This is a genomic window from Akkermansiaceae bacterium (assembly GCA_024233115.1).
Lineage (GTDB): Bacteria > Verrucomicrobiota > Verrucomicrobiia > Verrucomicrobiales > Akkermansiaceae > Oceaniferula.
The window spans coordinates 439,519-465,638 of record JACKQB010000005.1 but is presented as its reverse complement, the minus strand read 5'-3'; the positions used below and the strand labels follow the sequence as shown (position 1 = coordinate 465,638).

Sequence of the window (26,120 nt, the reverse complement as noted above, 5' to 3'; positions counted from 1 at the left end):
CCGCATTTTGTCTCGCTCTTATCGACCTTCTAGGCATTTTCGGCATACGCCTTGGCGACCTCCCCGGCGATGATTTTGATCCCCTCGTGCACGGTGCGCTCGTCCATGGTGTAGGTCATGCGGATACACTCGTTCCGGTGTGGCCATGGCTCGGCCGCATCGTCACCAAAGAAGAAGTAGTGCCCGGAAACGATGAGCACCCCACGTGCCTTGAGCCGCTCGTAAAGCTCGCGTGAAGTAATCGGCAGCCCCTCAAACCAGAGCCAGAGGAACAGGGCACCCTCACTGAGGTGCACGCGATATGGCAGGGTGGCATCAAATTCCTGCTCAACCCACTCGCGGGCCTGGCGTGATTTTTCGATGTAATAGGGTCTGACCACCTCGTTGCTCAGCGCAAGGATCTCACCGCTGCGGACCAGCGGCTCCATCAGGGCCTGGCCGACGTTGCCGTTGGCGAGTCCTACGATGGCACTCATCGACGAGATGGCGGCGGCAATTTTTTCGTTGGCAATGACAATACCGGTCCGGGTGCCGGGCAGCCCGATTTTTGACAAACTCAGCGTGAGCACGATGTTCTCGTTCCACACGGGGGTGGCGCCGGTGAAGATGATGTTAGGAAAGGGAGCCCCGTAGGCATTGTCGATGATCAGCGGGATACCATGTTGATCAGCCAGTGCCGAAAGCCGGGAAATCTCCTGGTCGGTGAGCACGTTTCCCGTTGGGTTGGTGGGGCGGGAAACACAGATCGCCGCGATGTCGTCATCGACTTTCAGATTTTCAAAATCAACCCGGTATTTGAAGTCGTGGTCACCTATTTTCTCAATCAACGGCTTGACCGCACGGAAAATATCCTCGCCAACGGACTGGTTCGAGTAACCGATGTACTCAGGCACCAGCGGCAGCAGGATTTTCTTACGTGAGCCGTCTTTGAATTTTCCCGCCAGGGCGTTAAAGAGGAAGAAGAAGGCCGTTTGACCGCCGGCCGTGATGGCGACGTTTTTGGCTGTGATCTCCCAGCCGAAACTTCGTTTAAAAAGCCCGGCAATGGCATCGACAAACATCGGGTTGCCGCGCGGTGGATCGTAGTTCCCCAACATCTTTTCCAAGCCGCCGGGTGTTGCCATGATTTCCTCAATCCGACGCCGCCAGAGGGCGTTGACTTCAGGGATATGGGCTGGCTGGCCGCCACCGAGCATACGGGTATCGGGACCGCCCAGCGCCAGGGCATTCCCCAGGTCGTCCATCAGCTCTTCAATGCCGCTGCCCATGCAGAGGCGATCACCAAAATCTGAAAATGGTTCGCTCATTTTTTTGTCCAGGCGTGTCGCGCTTGGTGAGGCTAGACCTATCACCAAAACACCCGCTTAACCACCCTGATTTGTAATAAATCAAACGGCCTCCAACACAAGGGAAGGAGGCCGTGGTATGATTGTTGACTGGGGACGATTCTACGCTTACTCAGCCGGTTGACTGGGGTCGACGGCTTGTGGCGGCTCAAGCCCTGGATCTTCCGGCTCGGGTGCCACCTCGGGCACATCCGACGGCGCTTCCGGCTCGGGTGCCATACCCGGGGTGACCGGTACTTCACCGGGGTCCGGAGTCACCGGCACTTCGTTGGGTGAGCGTTTTTCGCCGAGCATCACAGAGGGCACAAAACCGACCTCGCCGGTATCGACGACTTCGATTTTGACGTAGGACCCCTTGGTGGAGATCACTTTCACATCCGTGTAGTCCGGAAGTGTTTTGACCGGTTGATCGGTTTCCTTGGGGAACTTGGTAAAGAAGGCCGTGTTAGGAGAAACGGTCTGCAGGAAAGTGCCGGGTGTAAACGCTGGCCCATAAGGATCTTGCTGGGCGGAAGCACCGGCACCGGGGGCGTCAAGCGGGTTATAGGCATCGCTACCACCAAGTGGTTTGTTGATTGAATCACAGCTCACCAGGGCAACCGAAACGGATGCGAGGGCTGTCAGATTGAGGAGGTTGGCATATTTCATACGCCGTGATCATGCACCTGAGAACACGCCGGGTCAACGGCTTTTCAAATATTCCTCGGCGGCATCCAGCCAGGGACGGGGGCTGACGATCCCTTCATGTTCCAGCCTCGCAGGCAGCATCGCCGTGTGAACCGGTCGTTTTTCCCTGAAAAAACGGGCATCGTTGAGGGATGTCGACACCAGCTTTGAGCTGTCGACTTCCAATCCATGCCGCCGGGCGAGTCGACAGATTTTTACGGCGTAGCTATGCCAGCTTTCCGGGCCACCTGAATTACAGAGGTGATAGATACCCGATTTCTCGCGCTCGAGCAAGAGACCCACCCAGCGCACGATGTCATGGGTGAATGTGGGGACGGAAAATTTATCGTCGACCAGGTGTTGTTCCTCCCCGGCCAGGGCACGACGGAGGACGTTGTCAAAATGGGACGGACGGTCTGGTGGTGCCGGACCAAACAGCCAGGAGACACGGCAAACGAGGGATTGATCATCCGCTGCGAGCACCGCTTGCTCACCCGCGCATTTCGATGCGCCGTAGACATTGACCGCACCTGTGGCATCGGTTTCCGTTTTGCTACCCGCATCCTCACCACTGAACACGTAGTCGGTGCTGAAATGGACCAGTCGGGCACCCTTTTCCCGACATATCGCGGCCATCACCCGGGGCGATTCCGCGTTGACCGCATGGGCGAGCCCAGGGGCGTCGAGGCATTCCTCCAATCCGGAAACCGCGGCGGTGTTCACCAACACATCGAATGCTGTTGCACGGAGCAAGGCATCGACTTGTCCCGGCTGCGAGAGGTCCGCGTCCTCCCTGGTGAGTCCCCTGACATCATACCCGTCGCAGTTGTTCCACAGCGATAAAAAAGCTCCACCGAGTCGACCGGTGGAGCCTGTGATCAATACGCGCATTGGCCGCAAAAATGGTCCCATGCAATCACCCGATAAACATTTGCTCGCCTATTTCATCCTCGAGATCGGCAAACTCGTCCGCAGTCATCCCGGCGTCACGGATATTGCGCAGCGTCCGCCGACTGCCGCGTCGACTGTTCGGCCCGTTCACCTTATCGAGAACGGCTTCGACCAGGGCGGGAGCCAGGGCGACGACCCCGAGGGCGGCCAGGGTAAAGGCTACCGGACGGCGGGCATCGCGATGCATGAGGTCACCCAGGAAAACACCCGCAGCAGCTCCCAACACGGCGGGCGCAAATGACGCGCTGGTTTCTATCCAGTTTTTGTCTGAGAAATCTTGTGACATGGTTATATTCTAGCCTCGTAATTTCAGGATAAAAGCGCAAATGCTCGGAAATGACGGAGAATTTCGGCGTTTCTCTCTTTTACATCCCAAAAATCCCTCTCATGCTATCGCCATGAGCGCCCCCAACCAGTATGCCCTTATCCTCGCCGGCGGCAGCGGCACCCGCTTCTGGCCACTTTCCAGAAACGCAAAACCGAAACAACTCCTCAACCTCTTTGGTGAGGCCACCTTGTTGAACCAAACCATTTCCCGGCTCGAGGGTTTGATCCCAAAGGAAAACATCCTGATCCTGACCAACGAACTACAGGTCGAGGCAGTTAGAGCCGTCGCCTCGGAGCTTCCTCCGGAGAATATTTTCGCCGAACCCGCCAAACGCGACACCGCCCCGGCCGTCGCACTCGGTATCGGCCTGGTGGCGGCGCGCAATCCGGATGCCACCATGATGGTGCTGCCGTCGGACCAGCTGATCAACGACACCGCAGCCTACCAGTCGGTCATGCGCGACGCCATGACGGCGGCAGCGCACAATGCCGCCCTGGTTACCGTCGGCATCAAACCCACCTGGGCATGTCCCGCCTTTGGCTACATCGAGCGCGGCGCATCCGCCCTGCTCGATGGCCCGTCACTCGATCATACACCCTGCGAAGTCACCCGCTTCCGGGAAAAACCCAACCCCGAGCTGGCGGAGTCGTTTCTTGCCCAGGGGAACTTTGCCTGGAACGCCGGCATGTTTATCTGGTCGGTGAAAACCGTGGTGGATGAACTGACCCGGCACGCCCCCGAACTGGCTGGGTTTATTGAGGAAATTGGCAAGTCGGATGATGTGCTGCAAACCGTCGCCGACCAGTTCCCCACCCTGACACCGATTTCCATCGACTATGCCCTGATGGAAAACGCCTCCCGCGTGCTCAACATCGAGGCGACCTTCGACTGGGATGACGTCGGCTCATGGATCTCGGTGGCGAAGTACCTCGGCATCCAGGGCAACAACAACCAGACCAATACCGAGCTCGCCGAGATCGACTCGGAGAACAACATCGTTTTCAACGCCCGCAAGGATACCAAGATAGCGCTGTTAGGTGTTGATGATTTGATTGTGGTCCAGACCGATGACGCCCTCCTCATCGCCAACCGCCACCAGGCCGACGCGATTAAAAACCTCGGGCCGCAGCTGCCCGATCATCTATTGTAATTTATTTCGGACAGGATTAACTATTCTAATTACCCATGACCCCAGAACACCCAGTCCTAGCCATCGACCACGGTGACGCCCGTATCGGTATCGCCGCGACGGATCCGGTCGGCATCATGGCGCATCCGGTGGAGACCATTCAGGTCAGGGTGTGCGACCCTATCGAACGCATCGCGGAACTCGTGCAGCAACGTCAGATCAAACAGATGGTGTTAGGCCTGCCGCTCCGCCTCGACGGCAGTGAAGGCAGCGCTTCTGAGAAGGTGCGTAAATTCGGCAAAGAACTCGCCGAGCGACTGCCCTGCATCCCGCTTCATTTCTGCGATGAAACCCTGACAACCGTCGCAGCGGCGGAAAAACTCCATCAGGCAGGAAAAAACGCCAAACGCCAGAAAAGCCTCATCGACCAAGCGGCAGCGGTGGAGATTTTGAACAACTGGCTGGGGTGGAGTTAACCATCGGATTAGATATCCCGCCTTATTCTCCTCCGCATTCCCGCAAATTTGGCAAGAATGGGAGTAACCGATGGCCATTTTGAATGGTATACTGATACCTGCGCCATTTTACCTCTATATTAATTATGAACGAAAAACCACGTCTCTCATTCTGGCAAATCTGGAACATGTCCTTTGGATTCCTCGGTATCCAGTTCGGTTGGGGCCTGCAAATGGCTAACATGTCATCGATTTACTCTTTCCTCGGAGCCAAGGAGGACCAGCTTTCCATCCTCTGGATCGCCGCGCCTCTCACCGGACTGATCATCCAGCCGATCGTCGGTTATATGAGCGACCGGACCTGGACGGGACTCGGCAGAAGGCGACCGTATTTCCTGGTCGGGGCCATTCTCGCTAGTATCGCTCTGGTGGCGATGCCACATTCGTCGGCGCTGTGGATGGCGGTCGGGCTACTGTGGATTCTGGATGCATCGATCAACATCACCATGGAGCCGTTCCGGGCTTTTGTGGCCGACAAGCTCCCAGCCGATCAGCGCGCCAAGGGTTTTTCCGTGCAGAGTTTATTCATCGGTCTCGGTGCAGTGATTGCCTCTGCCATGCCGTGGATGCTGACGAATTGGTTTGGGGTGGAAACTGGCGCCTCTGAAGGTGACTCCATCCCGAAGGCGGTGATGATTTCCTTCCACATGGGTGCGGCAGCCCTGTTTATTGCTGTGGTTTATACCATTATGACGACTCCAGAGTATCCCCCAGAGGATATGGAGGCATTTAAAAAAATGAAAGCCGAGTCACGTGGTGTCGGTGGCTTTCTGGTGGAGCTCGTCGAGGGAATCGGCTCGATGCCAAAAACGATGCGCCAGCTCGCGGTCGTGCAGTTTTTTACCTGGACGGCCCTTTTCTGCATGTGGATTTACTGGACTCCCGCGATCGCACGCCAAGTCTTCGGTGGTGACCCCGCCAACGAAGCGGCATGGAAATCGGTGATCGAGGAAGCGGGTGCCTGGACAGGTATCTGTTTTGCCACCTATAACCTGGTGTGCTTTGCCTTCTCCTTTGTGCTGCTGGCTCTCTCCAGAAAATTCTCCCCCAAGATGATCCACCTCGTCTGTCTCTTGATTGGTGGAGCGGGTCTGATCAGCGTCAAATTCGTTACTGACCAGCACATGTTGCTGGTTTCCATGACCGCCGTGGGCATCGCCTGGGCATCCATCCTGTCGATGCCCTACGCCATCCTGTCATCCGTCCTGCCCCCGGCCAAGATGGGATTCTACATGGGAGTCTTCAACTTCTTCATCGTCATCCCCCAGGTCGTCGTCTCCCTGAGCATGGGGAACATTGTCGGCTCTGTCTTTGGTGGCGACTCGATGATGGCTATTCTGACCGGTGGAGTTTCGCTCATCGTCGCCAGTTTGTTCATGCTCATCGTCCAAGAGGATGGCAGCGGTGCAGATACCAGCACCCTGCCCGCAGGCCACTAATACCCCTTCCGCGTATTCAGTGTATTCCGTGGTTTTCGAAATTGAACACATAAGCCAAGTCTTCCTTTCGCGCATTTCGCGTCCTTTCGCGGTCATCTTCCTCAAAAAATGAAATACCTCCTCCTTGCAATCATCTTCGCGCCAGTCACACTGCACGCCGTGGATCAGACTACCCGACCGCATATCTATCAGCTCATGGTGCGCCATTTCGGCAATACCAATGAGACGCGTAAAACCGACGGCACCATGGCCGAGAATGGTTGCGGCAAGTTTGACGACATCAATGACGCGGCCCTGAAATCAATCAAGGAGCTCGGCATCACCCACATCTGGCTGACCGGTGTGTTAGAGCAGGCCAGCTCCACCGCTTACCCAGACCGACCCGCCGACAATCCCATTCTGGTCAAAGGCAAGGCAGGCTCGCCATACGCCATCCGTGATTATTTTGACGTTTGCCCCGACTACGCCACCGTTCCTGCCAACCGACTCGATGAGTTCCGCGCCTTGCTCAAGCGCATTGAAAAACATGGGTTAAAGGCAATCATCGACTTTGTCCCGAACCACGTCGCCCGCTCCTACAGCAGTGATGTTAGACCCGAATTATCCTTTGGGAAAAACGACGACACCGGTCACTTTTTCAACATCAACAACAACTTCTTCTACCTCGGTGATCTTCACCCCGGTGGTGGTGCCCCCCTCAAGCTGCCTACCAAGGATGGACAGCATGTGCCTTACGAGCCTGAGAGCAAACACGGCAAGGTCACGGGCAACAACGTCATCTCCTGGTCACCGTCGATCAATGATTGGTTTGAAACCATCAAACTCAATTACGGTCACGACTTCACCTTGGGGCCGCCGCGTGACGACCTCCACCCGCTTCCCAAGGCGGATGCCAAACCTGGTGACACCCCGGATACCTGGCGGAAAATGGATGCCATCCTCGCCTACTGGCAGGATATGGGCGTGGACGGTTTCCGGGTCGATATGGCGCACATGGTGCCCATGGCTTACTGGAGCTGGCAGACACAACGCTGCAAGGCGCGCGACGAAAAGGTGTTTTTTATGGCGGAAGCCTACGATAACGACCCCTCCAAACTCACCGAAGGCAACGTCCTTGAGGACCTACTGACAGCTGGGTTTGACGCTGTTTACGACGACCCCACCTACGACACCATCAAACATACCGTTGAGGGCCAAAAATGGGCCAACGACATCGATGGGGCCGCCAATCCATTTTCCAACCTGCTCCACAAATCACTACGCTACGCCGAGAACCACGATGAAGTCCGGCTCGCCTCCAAGGGGAACTGGGCCGGCAGCGGCCGGGAAATCGGCATTCCTGTCTCGGCCATTTTATTTGGTCTCGGACGCGGACCGATCATGCTCTACAGCGGTCAGGAAGTCGGCGAAGCCGCCGAGGGCGCCGAGGGCTTCAGCGGTGATGACGGCCGTAGCAGCATCTTTGATTACTGGTCGCTACCCAGCATGACGCCGTGGGTCAACAACCATCGATACGATGGCGCCAAACTAACAGCCGGACAGAAGGACTTACGGAGCTTCTACTCCAGACTCATAAACACCTGTGCCGAACCCGCGTTCACCCGGGGTGATTTTTACGGGCTTAACCATGCCAACCAGGGAAATGAACATTACGGCAGAACACACGGCGAAGCAGCGTCCGGCCACTGGCTCTATAGCTTCCTGCGTCGGGATCAATCCACCGGCCAGGCATTCCTCGTTGTCGCCAACCTCAATCCTAACGAGGCGCTCAGCAACGTCCACATCCAGATCCCGGACGGTGCCATCGAATGGTTAGGCGGTAAACTCAGCACCCGGGAATTACTGACGTTTACGGATCGACTCGGCTCAAACATCACCCTCAAGGCCAATGATACCGATCTTCCTTCGAAGGGGCTGGTGATTGACCAGCTACCCGCCAAGGCAGCTCTCTATTTGGAGATTGAGTAATTAGGAGTGCGGCGAGCAATCGCCGCTTTTGGATCACCGAGGATATATGCTCCGTCAGGAAAGGTGACACGCCAAACAACTCGACTTCTGCAATCGAAGAGCAAGGACATGCCAAAGCGGCAATCGCTCGCCGCACTCCCAAAGATCAGAAGTCATCACGCACATTGACTCGATCAATCTTAAACGACTCCACTGTTTTCCTAAATGCAGGTGCAGCATGTTCCGCAAACCATGCGGCAGAGCACCAGTCGTAAGCTTCGGCATGAGTGACCAGGCCGTATTTAACCGGGTTCTCATGGACGTAGTGCAGTCTGGCGTAATACGATTTCTCGAAAGTAATGTGGCTTTCCCAATAATTGTGCCAGACTTTTCTTCCCGGCGTCTCATCAAGCTTGTTGACCATGGTGGCAGACCGGCGATGCAGTGCCCCAAGCCACCTTCCTAAATTCTGTGCACCATCCTCTGGCGATGATGCGATAAAGTGATAGTGATTGGAAAACACAGCCCAAGCCTGCATCTGCCACTGGTGTTGCTTTGCTAGTGCAATAAGGTTGTTGGTCAGATGCTGGAGGCGATTTCTGTTACGGAAAAAATGCTCTTTCCCGTATGTCCCGGCCGTTACCATATACACCCCAGCAGCCCCAAGATAATGCGGTGGAGCATGTGGCCAGAGTACAGGACTGGCATCACTAGACATGGATGCATTTTACCCCGCCTAACACATGCATCAATATTTTTCGAGGTCAATCTTTGGGAGTGCGGCGAGCGATCGCCGCTTTGGCGCGCCCTTGCACTTCGATAGCAGAAGGCGCGTTACTTGGCGAATCCACCTTTCATGACGGAGCATACATCACCGGCGATCCAAAAGCGGCGATCGCTCGCCGCACTCCCAAAGCAACCAATCACTTCAGCCTGATATCCAACCACTGCTGCATGGTCTCGGCGGGGGGGATTCTGGATTCGCTGACCAGTAAAACGTCATTTCCCACATCATCGGATGGACTCGTGATAGAAAAACTCCCTGCCAAGGCTGCTCTCTATCTGGAGATTGAGTAAGTTATCGGTCGGCGAACAGATTCGGCAGACGCTCGGCGAGCCATGGGTACTTCCTCATAAGACTTTGAGTGGGATAGCTCGTCACAGCTCCATCTATTCGCAGCACGACCCACTTTCCCCTGACCGGTCTGGGGGAGATGATGAGGGGATACTCGTTAGATCCTTCCTTTTCACTGCCATCGAAAAATGACTTACCTTCCCCGAGGTAAATCCATGGCTCGGTGGCCCTTTCTCGCTCTGGATGAAAACTTAATTCTTCCATCGCCCCAGCTGAAACAAGCCCCTCAATGACGAGAGCTTGCAAGTGGTCCGGGAACTGCCCGTGCTCATCTTCATACTCAACGAGTGAATAGAAAATCTGCTTCGCGTTACTCACGTTCACAGTGAGGAGCGCGCGGTTGCTGCTTTGGGTCAGAGGTTCACGTGCCATCCACCCGAGCTGATGGATGATTCCTGTCATTGAGATGGAGGCGGCAAAGAGCATCAACATCATGGCCGTCATGCTGACCGTCCACGACCACTTCCACGGTTTGTCTTTTCTTACCCAAATGAGAAACCGGTGGAAACCAAACACAGCTAACAGCAGTGCGCCTACCCCACAGGCTGCCATCTCCCAGTTGAGTTCCAATGCCCTGACATTCGACAGCAGGAAGAAAACCCAACCAACGGCGAGATGGTAGGGAATTTCGACTAAAATCGTGGACCCGAAAACGACCACGCCAAAAAAAAGAAGGACCAAACCGATGACAAGGCACCCTGCAAGTCGGGAGACCTGCGTGGCTGCTTTTTTCTTAGCTGGCTGATTTGCCGTTGATGCTTCTTCACTCATCGCGTTCCAATGCTGTCCTCAGCGTATCTTCAGACCATGCTTCCACACTGCCATCGGTGAGTATGACAAAGCGTTTTCTGCCCATCACGCCCGGCTCATAAACAAGGATGTCCCGCCCACCACCTAGCTTTTGTGTTGGAATGTAGGCATAGTATCCCGTCACCTCTGGCAATGCCCAGTGGTAGGAGTCAAACGACTTGTCAAAAATCCCGTGCGGTAATTTTCCATCGTGTTCCCTCGCGTATACCCAGAGCTTGGTTTTGAGTTTTTGAATGGCTTCTTTGCGGACCTCCTTGCTTGGCGGCTTTTCCCCTGAGCTTAACTCATAGCCTATACCTTGTTTTTTCCAGGCTCCCGGCGTCAGCAATTCCCGCGCACCGGAGATCATGGTGAGAATCACGTAGAGAAACAAACCACTTACCAGCATCAACGCGAGCGCACGTCGGTAATTAATCCGTGGCATCCACCCGAACGACTTTGCCAGATAGTTCCAAAGCAACTTCACCCCCCATGCTAACAACAGGTAAACGACGCAGAAAAAGGAAACGCTCTGCAACCGGGCCTCGGCCACATCGGTGAGTGTAATCACCGTCATCCCGGCATGCACAGGCAAGCAAGAACCCAACAATAAGCCTGCAACCAGCGCTGAAAATTTTCTAGCCACGCCGACAGGCTAACACGTTTGCGCCAGCTGACGGAACCATAAAAAGGCGAAAATCACTTTAACCTGATATCCAGCCATTGCTGCATGGTCTCGGCTGGATTGTTGGCGCGCATCAGGGTTTCACCGACCAGGATGGCGTTGGCTCCGGCCTCGAGGACGCGTAAGCAGTCGGCTGCCGTTTTAATCCCCGATTCACTGACAAGTAGAACATCGTCACCCACCTCATCAGCCAGCCGTTCGGTGGTGGCGAGGTCGGTTTTAAAAGTTTTCAAGCTCCTGTTATTGATCCCGATCAGATCCGCCCCGAGGTCGAGCGCCCTGTCCATTTCCGCCAAATCATGGACTTCCACCAAGACATCCAACTGGAAATCGCGGGCCTCCCGATAGAGGCGTTTCAGGGTTTCATCGTCGAGAGCGGCGACAATGAGCAAAATAGCATCCGCGCCCGCAATGATCGCCTCGTAAATCTGGATCTCGTGACGGATGAAGTCTTTTCTAAGCAGCGGGATATTGGAAATGGGGGAAATCCTTGTCAGGTCCGCCAACGAGCCTTGGAAGTATTTCTGATCCGTCAGCACCGACATACAGCTGGCGCCCCCGTCGAGGTACATGCCGGCCTGGCGAAGTGGGTCAAAATCGGGGTCAATCACCCCAGCCGAGGGGGATGCGTGTTTCACCTCCGCGATGATACTGAGTCGGTCCGGGCCTAGATCAAGCGCGGCCCGGAATCCACCGAAGTCGTTTCTCTCAAGGGCGGCGGCGCGGTATTTTTCAAGATGCGGAAGGATCGCTTCCACCTCACTACGCTTGTGCTCCATGATTTCGCTGAGAATGTCCATGCGCAGTCTTTTAAGTTCCAAATTCCAAATTCCAAATACCAAGTTACAGAATCCGCATTTTTTTCAAAAATTGGCTTGTCACTAGCCGATCTAAGTGTAAATAAGCCCCCGCACCGACCAACCAGTCAGTGCCCCAACACTCAATGCGGGTGTAGCTCAGTGGTAGAGCGCGACCTTGCCAAGGTCGATGTCGAGAGTTCGAATCTCTTCACCCGCTCCAATTTCTAAAAGCCCGGATGACCATCAATAGTGATCCGGGCTTTTTCGTGTCCACAAACCAACAAGTGAAGAGATGAGAACGAAGTTCGAGCGCACAACGCAGTGCCGTGGATCACGGCTCTTTTAGAACGGGAATCCGGAGGAGGATTCCCGCAAACTGGCACAGGCCGAGTGGGCGAGGCCAATCTCTTCACCCGCTCCAATTTCCTAAAGCCCGGATGACCATCAACAGTGATCCGGGCTTTTTCGTGTCCACAAACCAACAAGTGAAGAGATGAGAACGAAGTTCGAGCGCACAACGCAGTGCCGTGGATCACGGCTCTTTTAGAACGGGAATCCGGAGGAGGATTCCCGCAAACTGGCACAGGCCGAGTGGGCGAGGCCAATCTCTTCACCCGCTCCAATTTCCTAAAGCCCGGATGACTCCAACTAGTTATCCGGGCTTTTTTGTTGTTTTGCAGGCCTGAATTTGGGGCATATTCAACACATGCTCCGCTTGTTTTTCGCACTCGTGTATATTTGCCTGATCCAGCCGGACCTTCGTGCTGATGACATTGATGTCAAAATTCTGACTTACAATATCCGCTACGATGCACGTGGGGACATGGGCGTGCGCGACTGGCAACAGCGTAAGAGCGCGGTCACCGACTACCTGGCAAACAGCAAAGCCAGCATCATCGGACTGCAGGAAGTGGTGCACAATCAGCTCCTCGACGTCGACAAAGCTTTGCCGGGCCACGCCTATGTCGGAGTCGGGCGCGACGATGGTAAAACGCGCGGTGAATACTCCCCTATTTTCTATGATACGAAATTATGGAAACTTGATCCGAGCGAGCAAGGCACGTTTTGGCTTTCGGATACTCCGGAGGTTGTTAGCAGTCGGACCTGGGGCAACGGCATCCCGCGCATCTGCACGTGGGCCAGGTTGATTGGAAAAAACGGCAAGGCGGTCTACGTCTACAACACCCACTGGGACCACCGCAGCCAGAACTCGCGTGTGCACGCCGCCGGACTCATCCTCAAAAAAATCCGTGCCCGCACCCACGCCAGTGAGCCGTTTATCCTGATGGGCGACTTTAACTCCAACACGGAAAACCCCGCGATCCAAACCCTCCTCAGGTCGGGCATACTGACAGACCCAGGCAAAAAACAGTTCCTCACCTTCAGTTCATGGAAAGCGGGACTCGTACCCGGACTGCGCATCGATCACATTTTCACCTCCACCTTGATCAAGAAGGCCAAGGTGGAAGTGCAATCGAATGACGACGACGGTGGCCACGCGGCATCCGACCATCATCCGGTCGTGTTGACGATGCGGAGTCCTTTCAAACCTCCAAGGTGATATCGGGGCTCCAACGTAGGACAGTTTTCAAGCTGTCGGCAGGATGGGTGCCTGGGTTGCCGACAGCTTACAAAGCTGGCCTGCCTTCCGCCGCCATTTCAACCCACGCCGGGTCATCCTTTTTTACACCTGCTTGCCTGAAGTCAAATGGCTTGAAACCGATCTTCTTGAGTAGCGAAGTGTTCAGCGGGGTGAAGTCGCCGCGCGTGGCATCGACAAATTGCGGGTCACCAATCACGCTTTCCGTATCCCTGCCGCTTTTCCGCCACGTCGCCCACGAGGCACCACCAAACATACGCCCTTTCGGATCAGTGATTTTTTTCGGGTCAGCACACCAGATCAGGTTATGGTTGATCCGGTTTTTGATCTTCATAAACTGCCCGGCGTAGAGTGTCCCTTGATAAAAGGAAATGATGTTGCGGCTGAACTCAAATGACAGGTGCGACTCGGGTCGGGTCGCCTGCACCTGATAGAGGGTGCCGTCGGCAAAGATGTTGTTCCTGATGATGTTTTCCTTGCCGTAGTGCTGGTGAAACCCACCACACTTGGTGTTATACACGAGGTTGTTCTCCATTTTGATTCCGGTGCTGCCCTCGTCGGTATAAAGCCCCCAGCCGCCGTAGCTGTAGCTTTCGATCCCGTGCACCACGTTGTTGGAAACCTCGGTGCCGGGGCTGGTCCCCAGGCAGTAAACCGCCCCCATGTCACTGAGCAACCCGTGACCGATATCGTGGATGTGGTTAAAGAGGATCTTGTTATTGGTTGCCAGGCTTTTGCCATACCCCCAGGTCCATCCGACGGATACGCCCGTGTAATAGAAATCGTTGATTTCGTTGTGGGTGACCCGGTTGTCCGGGCTTTGGCCGATCCATACCCCCACCGCGCAGGGGAGCAATCGACCACCCCGGCGGATGATACAGTTATCGACCACGGTGTGTGACGTTGGAGTGCTGCTGCGGGGGTGCATTTCCCCGATCCTAACACCTCCGGCACCAAGGTCTTCAACCAGGCATTTCCTGACGCTACACCGCTGGCAGTTTTCCCGGAACCACAGACCGTAACGACCTACTTGTGAGATACTACAGTTGGAAAAATGGATCTCACTCGCGTGATCCACCATCACTGCGGCATCGATGCTGCTTGCCGCTTGGTTCGGAGGCATTCCGTTGGGCAAGTTCAGGGTCGAATGCATCCACCGGAACCCCTCGAAGCGAATGTGCTGCACGGGCTTGTCCTGCGCTCCCTTGATAACCAGCAGTTTTTCTAACTGCGGTGCCATCAGCTCCGTTTTACCGAGCACCTCACCTGGTCGAGGCGCGTAGTGAAGGGTGCGACCGTGCAGCATCCAGTGCCCGGGTTCCAGCTTCGCGCCCGCCACATTCTGCAGGAAAAAGCGTGTCCCTTTTCCCCACTTGTTCCAGTCCTTCATACCCCCGCCACGCGTGACGATGGATTTTTCACCCCTGTCAAAATCGAGTCCATTACGCAAGGTGCAATCCCACTTGTGCAGCACATACATACGGGCGTTTGTTAGATCGATACCCGATAATTGTCCGGCCGCCTGGTCATCGAGCTGGATCGTCTGCGTTGCCTTATCCGCGAAACGTTTGTTCTTCCCCTGCACTTCCACCTTCTGCTGCACACCCTGCATGGAAATAAATCCCTGCTTGGGAAACCGGGCTGGTTCTGCACGGACACCATCGACAAAAAGCTGGTCGAGTTGAAAACCCTCGGGCAATTCACAAGTCCAGTATCCCGCAGGAGCCTTCCTCATAGCGGGCACCGCCTTGGCCGAGCTGAACATCGTCTTGTCCGGCTCAGTGACTCTAAAAACAACGGGCCGCCCTGCCGTGCCGCTGTCGTCGGGACTCAGTGAAACAGGTTCACTCAGTGTGTAGCGACCAGGCGGGATGTTGACCACCACCGGCCCCTGGCCTGGTTTGGCCTTGAGCTGTCGGGCTTGCGCAATCCACTGGTTAAAATCACCCGCATCCAGTGATGCAGCGCCAAGGGATATGGATAAAAATACACCTGGAACAACATACCTCATCTTCATACCCGTGGCTACGTGTGCGGGTACTCGTTTTTTACAGCTATTTCCACCAGCTGGCCTTGCCCCACACAAACGGCGCAGAAGAAGTGGCTGGGGTGAGCGGCCAGCACATTTGGCTTTTTGCATAGGTTGTCGACTGCTTGCAAAGCTGTCCTACTCGAAGGCCGAACGCAGGTCGTTGGCCGCGGAGCCGGGGTCGGGTTTGTTTTCCGGCTCCGGCCCGGTGAAGCCTTCGAAGCCGAAGTCCTCATCAGCGGGGGCGGTGAAACCTTCGCTCGGGGTGATGGCGAATTCCCCACCGCTGGGGATCGGCTGCTCGACAGGAGTTGGTAAATCGGCGTTCAACTGGCGTGGGACGGCCTCGGCGGGGTTGACGTCGTTGAGCTTGGAGTCTTCCGAGGCCGCGCCAAGCTCGGGGAATTTTCTTGCGCCGGGGATCACGGAACGCTCGAAGGAGCCGACCGCACTGTTGTAGTTCTTCACGGTGGTTTCCAGGTTTTTACCCACTTTGGTCAGGTGCGAGGCAAAGACGCCGAGACGCTCGTAGAGGGTTTTACCGATGGCGGAGATTTCCCGGGCATTTTGTGCCAACGCCTCTTGTCGCCAGCCGAAGGCCACAGCACGCAGCAGGGCTATCAGGGTGGTGGGTGTGGCGAGGATGACGTTCTGGTTGACCCCCTTTTCAATCAATCCCGAGTCCTCATTGAGGGCGGCGGAGAAAAACGACTCACTCGGGAGAAACAGGACCACAAACTCCGGGGTGGTCTCGAATTGTTGTTGGTATTTTTTACTGCCAAGCTGCTGGATGTGGGTGCGGACCTGGGCGGCGTGCCGGGCCAGGGCGGCGGCGCGGACGGTGTCATCATCGGTTTCGATGGCATCCAGGTAGGCATCCATCGGTGCCTTGGAATCAACCACCACCTGCTGGCCACCAGGGAGTTTGACGATGAGGTCGGGCCGGAGACGTCTACCCTCGTCGGTGGTGGTGGTGGTCTGGGTTTCAAAGTCGCAGTGCTCCTGCATACCGGCCATTTCCACGACGCGGCGCAGTTGCATTTCCCCCCACTGGCCGCGACCGGTCGGCTGGCGCAGCGCCTTGACAAGTTTCCGGGTTTCCTTCTGCAGTCCGAGGTTGGCCTCGGTGATATGGACGATCTGCTGCCTCAGTGCCTGCTTGTCGCCTTCGCGGAGTTTTTCGGTTTCGGAAATCTGGACCTGGACTTTTTCGAGTGTCTGCGAGATCGGCTTGACCAGCTGCTCGACGGCGACTTTGCGTTTTTCCATCTCGTTGGTCGCCTCCTGCTGTTGCGCTTTCAGGCTGTTTTTGGCCATCGAGAGAAACTGGCCCTGGGTCGACCTCAGGGCCTCGGCCGACAGCACCTTGAAGGTGTCGGTCAGACGCAGCTCGGCTTTTTCCAGCAGTGCCTGCTTCTCGGCGGCGGCTTTTTTCTCCTCCTCGAGCCGGACTTCGAGCTCGGTCTGACGCTGGCGCAGGTCGCGTTCGCTGTTATGCAGTGTTTCGTAGCGGGCCTGCAAGGCCTGGAAATTCCGGGCTGTTTCCTGACTGCGCTGTTGTTCAGCCTTCAGTTTTTCGGCGTCCACGCCCGCCCTGGCCTTGTTTTTTGTGGAAAAAACGAGCCATGCAATGAGGACACCGACAAGGAAGCCGGCGGCGGCGGTGACAAAAGGTAGTTGTTCGGGAGAAATCATCATGGGAATGCTGACACAGAGTTTTACTTGCGGTGACGGATAGCTGCGGCATAGTGCCGTGGTCATCCGCCCGTGGGATATCAATAGTCCTACGTCACCGGGATGACAACTCATACAACCCAAAAAAGAATTATGGCCCACGAATTACCCGAATTAGGATACGCCTACGACGCCCTGGAGCCGCACATTGATGCGCGCACCATGGAAATCCACCACAGCAAACACCACGCAGCCTACGTCGCCGGACTCAACGGCGCGCTCGAAGGCAAGGACGACCTTCAAGGCGTTTCAGTGGATGCCCTCATCCAGAACCTCGACAAGGTTCCTGCCGACATCCAGACCCCTGTCCGTAACCACGGCGGCGGCCACTTCAACCACAGCCTTTTCTGGAAGGTGATCGCCCCCGGTGGCGCATCCGCCCCTTCCGGTGACCTGGCTGCCGCCATCGACGCCAGCTTCGGCTCACTCGACGCGATGAAGGAGGCATTTGCCAAGGCAGCCGCCACACGCTTCGGCTCCGGCTGGGCATGGCTCGGCGTACAAGGTGACGGCTCACTCTGTGTGTGCTCGACCGCCAACCAGGACAACCCGCTGATGGGTGAGATCGCCGGCGCCTGCCCATGCAAGCCGATCCTCGGACTCGACGTCTGGGAACACGCTTATTACCTCAACTACCAGAACCGCCGCCCCGACTACATCAGTGCATTCTGGAACGTGGTAAACTGGGACGTGGTCGCCGTTAACTTCTCCGGCACCCAGTGCTGCGGTGGTTGCGGATGCAGCTAGACCCCTGGACGACTACACTCCAGGATTAACTCCAGGATCAAATAATCAACCAGGCGTGGCTCGGCAGGTGATCTGTCGGGCCACGTTTTTTTATACCCGCTGGATGATGATGCTTATTCGGAGGCCGCCTGACGCTTTTGCGCGGCATCCTCAATCGTCCCGGTTGTTTTCTGCTCGCCTTCCGTCACGGGCTGTGGCGCGTCATCAGTTAGACCGCTCACTCCCGCAGTCCGACCTACGGCCCGGAGGAGGCCAACGGGGATTTTGAGCAGACTGTTGACAAGTCCGCACGACGACAGGAGACCAAGGCAAAATGCTACGACGATGATACGAGTGGCTTTCATAGGATAAAGTAGGTGGTTCCTCCACACCCTAGGTGGTAGCACCTATCCGTCAATGCACAAGTGACACCCCGGCGCCGGCTCAGGGACTCGGAGATGTGGTTTCCACCCCTTCAACGCTGAGTAGCCCCCCGGAAAAACCACACCCGTTGCTGTCGGGCTATGCCCCGTGGAAGCGGTCGATCGCGAGCCGGATGCCCTTGGCTTTATCCAGGGTCTCCTGATACTCGGCGGGTGGATCGGAATCCGCAACGATACCGGCACCAACATGGTAGTGCAGGCTGTCACCATCCCTGACCAGCGTGCGGATGGGGATATTGAACTGGCTTTCACCATTAAAACCGATGTAGCCGATGGCTCCCGTGTAAAGACCCCGTGGCACTGGCTCAAGCTCGTCGATGATTTCCATCGCCCGCTTCTTGGGTGCCCCCGTGATACTACCACCCGGAAAACACGCGGCCATGGCATCCAGGTGATCCACATCCTCGCGCAAGGTCCCTGTAACCGTCGATACCAGATGATACACATGCTCGAGTTTTTCCAGGGTAAGCATATCCGCCACCCGGACACTGCCAAACTCGCAGACCTGGCCCAGGTCGTTGCGTTCCAGGTCCGTGATCATGATCAGCTCGGCATTCTCCTTTTCCGATGTCAGTAACTCATGCGCCGACGCCCGGTCCCTTTCCCCATCCTCAAAACGAGGGCGCGTGCCCTTGATCGGCCGGGTTTCAATCGCCCTGCCACTGATCCGCAGAAATGTCTCCGGCGAGGACGACAGCACTTCACGCCCCTCAAGCCGCATCCAGGCCGCAAGCGGCGCTGGCGCACCCTCCCGCAAATGACGGTAGAGGGAAAAAAGGGAACCTCCCGATACTTCAGCCGCGAACCGTTGGGTCAGGTTGACCTGATAGATATCTCCGGCGGCGATGTAATCGTGAATCCTGCGCACCCCGGCTTCATATTCGGGCTGGGTCATCGACGACTCGAATGGGCCGATTTGAAGAAGCCCCCCAGTGCCTGGCTCAGGTGAAATCTCATCCGCCAGTCCTCCACACTGCCACCACTGCTGTCGATCGTGCTGATAAACCAACATCTCCGGATATATTCCAAAACAATACGTGCCTTCGTAATCGACCCAGCCACAGGCACCCCCCGCAGGAAAACCAAGAGAACGCGAGTGCACGTCCCACTCGCCCAGGGCTTCACGCAAGCGGTCCACATCACCACGATCATGGATCTGGCCCTGGAGGATTTTTACCGGACGAGCCGCAATGATCGATACCGGTGCATGACCGCGCGACGGGATGTTTCCCGAGGTATCAAAAAACACCAAACCCGGAAGATGCTGTAAACCCGACGCCACCTCCATAGGCGACAGCGCCAATGCCAAGGGCCGGGGTGCAGGCACCGGGAAAGATGCCGCATCGCTGCCTGCTTGACCGGGTGAATGATCCACACCCGAATGAAAGGGCAAACCCCTCCAAGAGCAAGCCCGATCGTCATGCTCCGGGCTTCTCTCTGGCCCAAACCCCAGCCGCCATGCCCAAGCTCATCAAAACACCCAGCATCTGTGATTTGAAAACAAGACGTGATAAAGCACCCATCCGGGACGGCATCAATCAGGATGCAGCATCGGGCCCCCGAGACTGACTGGGTCAAACACGGAACCCACAACGCCGATCGCAGGGCTTCGTTACAAGCACCGCTCAAAACCTACAAATAAGACCTGTCCCCATATAAAGAAAAGTTGACTTAACCCTGTTGTTTGCCAATATCTCTTCGCCATGAGACAGAAACGCTTCATTCCGCCGTCGGCCGAGACCTCCCCCTGCCTTTACCACTGCGTTTCCCGCGTCGTGGACCGGGACTTCAAGTTCGGCCCCAGGGAAAAGGAGGTGTTTGTAAAAATGATGCGTGCATACGAGGAGTTCTGCGGGGTTCAGGTGCTTGCCTATTGCGTGATGGGCAACCATTTCCATGTCCTTGTCGAGGTCCCTCCGAAGGTGAGGGATGCCGCTGTTTCGATGTCCGACGAGCTGTTCCTTGTGAAAATAAAAAAGCTCTACTCAAGGGCGTATTACCTGGATGTGAGGCAGATGCTGGAGCTCCTCCGCGAAGGGGGCTCGGACAAGGCCGCCGAGGAGCTCAAGGAGAAATACACACGCCGGATGCACGATCTATCCTTCTTTATGAAGGGGCTGAAACAACGCTTCACCCAGTGGTTCAACGGCCATCACGGACGCAGGGGAACCTTGTGGGAGGGGCGGTTCAAGAGTGTGCTGGTGGAGAGCGGGTATGCCGCCCGGGTGATGGCGGCCTACATCGATCTGAACCCGGTCAGGGCCGGCATGGTGGAGGAACCCGGGGACTACAAGTGGTGTTCCTACGGCGAGGCCGTCGGGTCGGAAAACAACGGCAAGGCGCGCGCCGGATTGTGCCGGGTGATGCAAAAACACACGGCGTCCCAGCAGCAGCGCGACGACACCGGGGTGGGGCTTCCTGATTGGCATGGCGAAGTGGCTGGGATGTATCGCGTGATGCTGTTCTCCGATGGTGAGGAGGTGTTTACCGATCAGAGGGAAACAGGCACCGGGCACAAGCGGGTGCGCAAGGGGTTTAAACGCAAACAGGTGGAACGCGTGTTGGCCGGGGGCGGCAAGCTGACGCTGGGCGAGACGCTGCGCTGCAAGGTCCGGCATCTGAGCGACGGCGTGACCTTCGGGAGTAAAAGCTTTGTCAACGAAGCCTTTGCCCAGGCGAGGGAGTGGTTCAGCGGAACCCGCAAGGACGGAGCCCGGCCGATACGGGGCGTCGGATGGCGGAAAAAGGAAACGCGGCTCTATTCGATGAGAAGCCTGCGCAAGGATGCCCTGGGCTGAGCGTAAGGGCTCAACAAACGATCGCGTAACAAAATCGGCATCATTCCAACGTGCGCCTAGTGCTAGTGCTGCTGGGAACAAGCGTTCATGCCGTCCACCAAACCCATTTCCCTGGCCTTTTGCATGGGGATGGCTTTGGCCTGACAGACTTGTTGCCAACCAGGGAAGTTCCATTTGTTAGGAAAACCGCGGCATTGCTCGGGTTTGACCGGGTTGATCCGGCAGGAGGTGCCGTCGAGCATGCTACACTCGTGGTTTTCCTTTTCAATCAGGGAGAGGCCCGAGCGGTTGGTACGGAGACGGGTAAATTCATCAATAAACGCCTGGGTCTCCATGCCGAGAAACGCGGCTATTTTTTCGATCTCGTCATCCTCGACACGCACATCACCTGGCCACTTGCAGCAGGCGGTGCAGCGGTCGCATTGATACCATACGTCGGACATGTCGGAGGGCCGGAATCGGGATGTGTCTCCTGTTAGGAAAAAAAATCAGGGCAGCCGGAGCCTCTGGCCGATGCCAATGGTGGTGCTTCTCATCCCATTGGAACGCTGGATGGCACTGACGGAGGTATGGTACCGGCGCGACAGGCTGTAGAGGGTATCACCTCTCTTAACGGTGTGGTAGCGTGTGACGGGCCGGGGAGCGGGCTTCTTAACCGGACGCGATGGCGTTGCCACCGGGCGTGGAGCAGAGGCAACCGCAACCGGGCGGGAAGCCGTTGCAACAGGAGTTCCATAGCTGCTGGATGGCCGGGTGGGTGCCACAGGCATCGGCACACGTGTCGGCGGGCCACCACTGATGGATTTGTAATGGGTATTGACCTTGGCGAGGAACCATTGCCACTTGGCTCCCGGATGACCATTGTCGAGCAGGTAGTGCGGGCAGTTTTTATGAGGTTGGCTGAGTCCGCGGCGTGGCCAGTGGTAATGGGGGACCACTTTGCGGAGCGGGATGTCATACTTGTGCATCAGGCATGCTGTTAGCTTGGCCGTGCGCTCGATGGTGGCCGTCCGGCTGTTGCCTTTGTTTTCGCACATCTCAATCCCGATCGAGTAACGGTTGCCCGGACCATCGAAATCGGCGTGCTCTCCCTGCTCATCGGTCGGGAGGTGCTGGACGGCGCGGGTCTGGTCGGTGGTGTAGTGCCAAACGAGGTAACCGATGCGATTGCCGCCCTTGCGTTTGTAGGCGCGGAGTTTGCCGTTTTTCAAGGCCATCGAGTGACGCAGGGCGTCGGCACTGCGGGAGTAGTTCTGGGTGCTGTGGATGGTGATGTATTTAGGGGACATCGGCCTGCGGTATTTACGCGCGTGGGTGCCGCGCGGGATGATGTCCTGTTTGACATTCACCTCGCGGTAGAGGGCGGCGGGGCTTTTGGTAGGAGTGCCGGGAACAAGGCGATAGCCGTTGCCAGACGACGCGGTCGCACCATACGACGACCCCGCTGATGAACGGTCAAACCGATGTTTTACCGCATCCATCGTTGAACACGACGACAGCACAACAAATACCCCTAACAGCGTCAAACACTGCGATCCGATGATGATACCCCATTTCATGGGTCGATTATTACCTCAAATCCGCGCGAAACGAAAGGGATCATTTTATTTATTTTCATTTTCTTAACTATCAGGAAGTTCGCACCTTCTTTACGCATGGCATCCGTCCAGCATCATGCTGCTTGCGCTTGTCCCGCAGTCCAAGTATACAACTCTCCCGGTGTCCAAAACGCCCCCCAACCAGCCTCCGGTCACCCCCCCCGGATCGATCCCGGTCCCAGGTATCACCGGCTCAAGAGCCACTCCACCGTTCAAACAACGGCTGGAGTCGCTTGTCCGTGGTCAAAAACCTAGACGCACGGCAACCGGACCGGCAAGGTTTGAGCCGGTGGACGAATCGGCCTGTGCCTTTGTCACGGCTCTAGCCGCCCACACCCTTCAAGAGAGCCACCAAGGTGGCCGACTCTGGCTGACACACCCGAACCCCCGGGTCAGGGACCGGATTGCGGCGGAGCTGGACCTGTGGCAAGTCAGGCCGCTCGTGCTTCCGGACCTGCCTGACTCCAAGGACGACGAGGTGATGGCTGCGCCGGAAACCATTGCCGAACGCCTCTCGGTGATGAACACACTGTGCTCCCACGCCCCGGGGAACAAACCACAGGTCGTCATCCTGTCGCCCGATTCGCTCACAGACGCCACTCCATCGCCCGAGAGCCTGCGGGACTCCGCGCTCAGGCTCACCATCGGCGACGACCTCGACCCGGAGGAGTTGGAAAAACGGCTCATCGCCCACAGCTATGAACGGGTCACCCAGGTGCACGCACACGGACAGCTGGCCCGTCGCGGCGGGATCATGGATGTTTTTTCCTGGCATGCCTCGTCGCCATTGAGGATGGAGTTTTTTGATACCGAGATCGAGTCGTTACGTGAATTTGACATCGACTCCCAAGTGTCCACACGCCGGGTGAAACAAGCCGAACTCACACTGGCGGAGGCTGAGCAGTCGGCGACGGTAGCGGACTACATCCAACCGCACGACCGCTTGTTAGCCGCCGGTGATGAGATCCCGGCCGACGTCGACGGGCTCATCAGCGAGCTAGGTGATGTTGATCAAGAGCCGCTCTGCACGGGAAGTCCGTTAGGGACATTCGAGGCCGGGGACTTCATTCTCAACGAAGCCAGAAGACACCGGTTTTTCCAACAGATCGCCGAGTGGCGGGCGGATGCGTGGTCGGTGTTTCTGACCTTTTCCAACAAAGGCGAAAAAGAACGCTTCGATGAGCTCGTGGGCGATGGTTTTTTTACGGAGGGCAGCGTTACCCCATTGTCGGGTGAACTGGTCCAGGGCTTTACCGTCCCGGCCGGCAAACTGGCCTTTATTTCCTCGGCTGAACTTTTTGGTAGATACCAGACGCCGCAGACCCGGAGGAAAACCAACCGCTTGGATCATCAGCGGCGCGCGCGCGCGCAGACAGCGCTCGAGGACATCAACGACGGTGACCTGGTGGTGCACGCGGAGTATGGGATTGGCAGGTTCGAGGGGATCGAGGTTGATGACGAGGGGCATGAGGAAATTCATATCGGGTATCGCGATGGCGCCATTCTCAGCGTGCCGTTAGACCACTCCCATTTACTTTCCAAATACATCGGCCTCGGCGGAAAAGAACCCGATCTCACACGCCTCGGCAGCACCTCGTGGAGCAAGGCGCGGAGTTCAGCGGAAAAGTCGATTCTCGATTATGCGGCCAAGCTGCTCCAGATGCAGGCGGAGCGCCAGACGATGGCGGGCTACTCACACCCGCCCGACAGCCGCTGGATGTGGGAGTTTGAAAATTCGTTCCACTACAACCTGACACCCGGTCAACGCGATGCGATCGAGGATGTGAAGGAAGACATGGAATCAACCAAACCGATGGATCGCCTGATCTGCGGCGACGTCGGGTTTGGCAAGACCGAGGTAGCGATCCGGGCGGCGTTCAAAGCCGTCACAGGCGGCAAACAAGCGGCCGTTCTCGTCCCCACTACCGTTCTAGCAGAACAGCATTGGCGCACCTTCCGCGAGCGTATGTCCGACTACCCGTTGCGTATCGAACTACTCAACCGTTTCCGCAAGGCGAGTGAGGTGAAGGAGACGCTCAAGGGGCTGAAGAATGGCTCCGTGGATATCGTCATCGGCACCCACCGGCTGATTTCGAAGGATGTCCACTACAAGGACCTTGGGGTCGCCATCGTCGATGAAGAGCAACGATTCGGAGTGAAACACAAGGAGCGTTTCAAGGAAATGTTCCGCAACATCGACGTCCTAACACTTTCCGCAACACCCATCCCACGCACACTCTATCTCTCGTTGATGGGTGCGCGTGACATGTCGACCATTGATACGCCGCTACCCGGCAAGGTGCCCATCAACACGTCCATCCACGGCTACGATGAGCGGGTGATCCGCGATGCGATCCGTCGGGAGCTCAAGCGGGGGGGGCAGGTGTTTTTCCTCCATAACCGGGTGCAGAGCATCGACCTGGTGCAGTCGATGCTCAAAAAACTCGTGCCCGAGGCGAGCTGTGTCGTCGGCCACGGCCAGATGGAAAAGGATGAACTTGAGGTGGTCATGCGCACCTTTGTGCAGGGGAAAGCCGATATCCTGCTCGCTACCACCATCATTGAAAGTGGCATTGATATCCCGAACGCCAACACCATCATCATCGATCGCGCCGACCGCTTCGGCCTCGCTGACCTCTATCAGCTCCGTGGTCGGGTCGGGCGCGCCGGAGGGCAGGCTTATGCCATTTTACTCCTTCCCCGCGACCTGATCAACGGCGACGCACGCAAACGCATCAATGCAATCCAGCAATACACGGCACTCGGGTCGGGGTTTAAAATAGCGATGCGCGACCTGGAAATCAGGGGAGCCGGAAACCTCTTAGGCACCAAGCAGTCGGGCCACATCGCCGCAGTGGGTTTCGATCTCTACTGCCAGCTGCTACGCCAATCGATCGACCGGCTCCGCAGCGGCAAAGCCAGCCAACGCGTCGATGTCACCCTGCGCACCGACTTCCTCTATTTCAACGAAGCTGAATCAGTCCAACGAGATCAAGGACCAGCGGACGACCGCCAGGGAGTGCAAGCCTGTATAGGCAACCTAGGCAACCTGCCTGCCTATCTTCCCGCCAACTACATGCCCGAGGCGCGACTCCGGATTTCCGCCTACAAAGAACTCGCCGAGCTCATTTCCTTTAAAGAGCTCAATGCCCTCCGCGCCCGCTGGCAGGATCGCTTCGGCCAGGCGCCGGCGCCGGCCCGACACCTCCTGCTGACCACCGAAGTCAAGCTCGCGGCGGCGCAGGCCAGCATCAGCACGGTTGAAATCCGGGAACAACGGCTTATGCTCACACGAAACGGGGAGTATATTTTCCTGAAAGGGAAACGTTTTCCCCGCCTCACCGAGGTGGAGCCCCTCAAGAAGCTTCAGCAGGCCCTGCAGATGCTCAAATCGATCTGAATCCGCCGACTTTACCCACAACACAGCATAATACGCACAGTTTTATGAGCAAATTTGGACAG

23 protein-coding genes and 1 tRNA gene are annotated in these 26,120 nt (G+C 56.8%); 10 read left to right on the top strand and 14 right to left on the bottom strand.

What is annotated here, in order from left to right:
• Positions 1-29 precede the first annotated feature (29 nt).
• From H7A51_15650 to H7A51_15635, 4 genes are all read right to left on the bottom strand, one after another.
• On the bottom strand, positions 30-1,307 hold the full coding sequence (locus tag H7A51_15650) for a valine--pyruvate transaminase (GenBank protein MCP5537653.1): 1,278 nt from the start codon (positions 1,305-1,307) through the stop codon (positions 30-32).
• Between the two features lie 147 nt (positions 1,308-1,454).
• On the bottom strand, positions 1,455-1,994 hold the full coding sequence (locus tag H7A51_15645; protein ID MCP5537652.1) for a hypothetical protein: 540 nt from the start codon (positions 1,992-1,994) through the stop codon (positions 1,455-1,457).
• Positions 1,995-2,027: 33 nt separating this feature from the next.
• On the bottom strand, positions 2,028-2,903 hold the full coding sequence (locus H7A51_15640; GenBank protein MCP5537651.1) for an NAD(P)-dependent oxidoreductase: 876 nt from the start codon (positions 2,901-2,903) through the stop codon (positions 2,028-2,030).
• A gap of 25 nt (positions 2,904-2,928) precedes the next feature.
• A complete protein-coding gene (locus H7A51_15635) occupies positions 2,929-3,249 on the bottom strand; it encodes a hypothetical protein (protein MCP5537650.1) in 321 nt (106 codons plus the stop codon).
• A gap of 112 nt (positions 3,250-3,361) precedes the next feature.
• Here H7A51_15635 and H7A51_15630 point away from each other — a divergent pair, with 112 nt between their 5' ends.
• The 4 genes from H7A51_15630 (at position 3,362) to H7A51_15615 (ending at position 8,342) form a co-directional block, all read left to right on the top strand.
• Positions 3,362-4,441, top strand: a complete 1,080-nt coding sequence (locus H7A51_15630) for an NTP transferase domain-containing protein (GenBank protein ID MCP5537649.1) — start codon at positions 3,362-3,364, stop codon at positions 4,439-4,441.
• Between the two features lie 35 nt (positions 4,442-4,476).
• The gene (gene ruvX, locus H7A51_15625) at positions 4,477-4,896 is read left to right on the top strand and encodes a Holliday junction resolvase RuvX (protein MCP5537648.1); all 420 of its coding nucleotides are present in this window, start codon (positions 4,477-4,479) and stop codon (positions 4,894-4,896) included.
• 167 nt (positions 4,897-5,063) lie between these two features.
• Positions 5,064-6,374 (top strand): MFS transporter, encoded by a 1,311-nt coding sequence (locus tag H7A51_15620; protein MCP5537647.1) that lies wholly within the window; start codon positions 5,064-5,066, stop codon positions 6,372-6,374.
• Between the two features lie 108 nt (positions 6,375-6,482).
• On the top strand, positions 6,483-8,342 hold the full coding sequence (locus H7A51_15615) for an alpha-amylase (protein MCP5537646.1): 1,860 nt from the start codon (positions 6,483-6,485) through the stop codon (positions 8,340-8,342).
• 145 nt (positions 8,343-8,487) lie between these two features.
• Here H7A51_15615 and H7A51_15610 read toward each other — a convergent pair whose 3' ends face one another.
• Positions 8,488-9,039 carry a transposase gene (locus tag H7A51_15610; protein MCP5537645.1) on the bottom strand — a complete coding sequence of 184 codons (552 nt, stop codon included), beginning with the start codon at positions 9,037-9,039 and terminating at the stop codon, positions 8,488-8,490.
• A 2-nt stretch (positions 9,040-9,041) separates the two neighbouring features.
• On the opposite strand from H7A51_15610, the gene H7A51_15605 reads away from it, so the two are divergent.
• Positions 9,042-9,398 (top strand): hypothetical protein, encoded by a 357-nt coding sequence (locus H7A51_15605; GenBank protein MCP5537644.1) that lies wholly within the window; start codon positions 9,042-9,044, stop codon positions 9,396-9,398.
• Between the two features lies 1 nt (position 9,399).
• Here H7A51_15605 and H7A51_15600 read toward each other — a convergent pair whose 3' ends face one another.
• The 3 genes from H7A51_15600 to trpC form a co-directional block, all read right to left on the bottom strand.
• Positions 9,400-10,227, bottom strand: a complete 828-nt coding sequence (locus H7A51_15600) for a hypothetical protein (protein MCP5537643.1) — start codon at positions 10,225-10,227, stop codon at positions 9,400-9,402.
• The gene (locus tag H7A51_15595) at positions 10,220-10,822 is read right to left on the bottom strand and encodes a hypothetical protein (protein ID MCP5537642.1); all 603 of its coding nucleotides are present in this window, start codon (positions 10,820-10,822) and stop codon (positions 10,220-10,222) included. Before H7A51_15595 ends, H7A51_15600 begins: the two co-directional genes overlap by 8 nt.
• A gap of 122 nt (positions 10,823-10,944) precedes the next feature.
• Positions 10,945-11,730 (bottom strand): indole-3-glycerol phosphate synthase TrpC, encoded by a 786-nt coding sequence (gene trpC / locus H7A51_15590; GenBank protein ID MCP5537641.1) that lies wholly within the window; start codon positions 11,728-11,730, stop codon positions 10,945-10,947.
• 145 nt (positions 11,731-11,875) lie between these two features.
• Here trpC and H7A51_15585 point away from each other — a divergent pair.
• Positions 11,876-11,950: transfer RNA gene (locus H7A51_15585), tRNA-Gly, on the top strand.
• A gap of 486 nt (positions 11,951-12,436) precedes the next feature.
• Complete coding sequence (locus tag H7A51_15580) at positions 12,437-13,291, top strand: endonuclease/exonuclease/phosphatase family protein (GenBank protein ID MCP5537640.1); 855 nt, start codon at positions 12,437-12,439, stop codon at positions 13,289-13,291.
• Positions 13,292-13,358: 67 nt separating this feature from the next.
• Here the strand turns inward: H7A51_15580 and H7A51_15575 are convergent, their stop codons facing one another.
• Positions 13,359-15,347, bottom strand: coding sequence for a right-handed parallel beta-helix repeat-containing protein (locus H7A51_15575; GenBank protein MCP5537639.1), 1,989 nt, complete (start codon positions 15,345-15,347; stop codon positions 13,359-13,361).
• Positions 15,348-15,497: 150 nt separating this feature from the next.
• A complete protein-coding gene (gene rmuC / locus H7A51_15570; GenBank protein MCP5537638.1) occupies positions 15,498-17,057 on the bottom strand; it encodes a DNA recombination protein RmuC in 1,560 nt (519 codons plus the stop codon).
• Between the two features lie 126 nt (positions 17,058-17,183).
• On the opposite strand from rmuC, the gene H7A51_15565 reads away from it, so the two are divergent.
• Complete coding sequence (locus tag H7A51_15565; protein ID MCP5537637.1) at positions 17,184-17,840, top strand: superoxide dismutase; 657 nt, start codon at positions 17,184-17,186, stop codon at positions 17,838-17,840.
• A 113-nt stretch (positions 17,841-17,953) separates the two neighbouring features.
• On the opposite strand, the gene H7A51_15560 is transcribed toward H7A51_15565, so the two are convergent.
• On the bottom strand, positions 17,954-18,184 hold the full coding sequence (locus H7A51_15560) for a hypothetical protein (protein MCP5537636.1): 231 nt from the start codon (positions 18,182-18,184) through the stop codon (positions 17,954-17,956).
• A 157-nt stretch (positions 18,185-18,341) separates the two neighbouring features.
• Positions 18,342-19,550, bottom strand: coding sequence for an aminodeoxychorismate synthase component I (gene pabB / locus H7A51_15555; protein ID MCP5537635.1), 1,209 nt, complete (start codon positions 19,548-19,550; stop codon positions 18,342-18,344).
• A gap of 415 nt (positions 19,551-19,965) precedes the next feature.
• On the opposite strand from pabB, the gene H7A51_15550 reads away from it, so the two are divergent.
• On the top strand, positions 19,966-21,060 hold the full coding sequence (locus H7A51_15550; protein ID MCP5537634.1) for a transposase: 1,095 nt from the start codon (positions 19,966-19,968) through the stop codon (positions 21,058-21,060).
• Positions 21,061-21,122: 62 nt separating this feature from the next.
• Here the strand turns inward: H7A51_15550 and H7A51_15545 are convergent, their stop codons facing one another.
• Entirely contained in the window at positions 21,123-21,503 is a 381-nt protein-coding gene (locus H7A51_15545) for a YkgJ family cysteine cluster protein (GenBank protein ID MCP5537633.1), read from the bottom strand.
• Positions 21,504-21,548: 45 nt separating this feature from the next.
• The gene (locus H7A51_15540; protein MCP5537632.1) at positions 21,549-22,619 is read right to left on the bottom strand and encodes an N-acetylmuramoyl-L-alanine amidase; all 1,071 of its coding nucleotides are present in this window, start codon (positions 22,617-22,619) and stop codon (positions 21,549-21,551) included.
• Between the two features lie 115 nt (positions 22,620-22,734).
• Between H7A51_15540 and mfd the strand changes: the two genes are divergently transcribed.
• Complete coding sequence (mfd, locus tag H7A51_15535) at positions 22,735-26,058, top strand: transcription-repair coupling factor (GenBank protein MCP5537631.1); 3,324 nt, start codon at positions 22,735-22,737, stop codon at positions 26,056-26,058.
• The last annotated feature ends 62 nt before the right edge of the window (positions 26,059-26,120 follow it).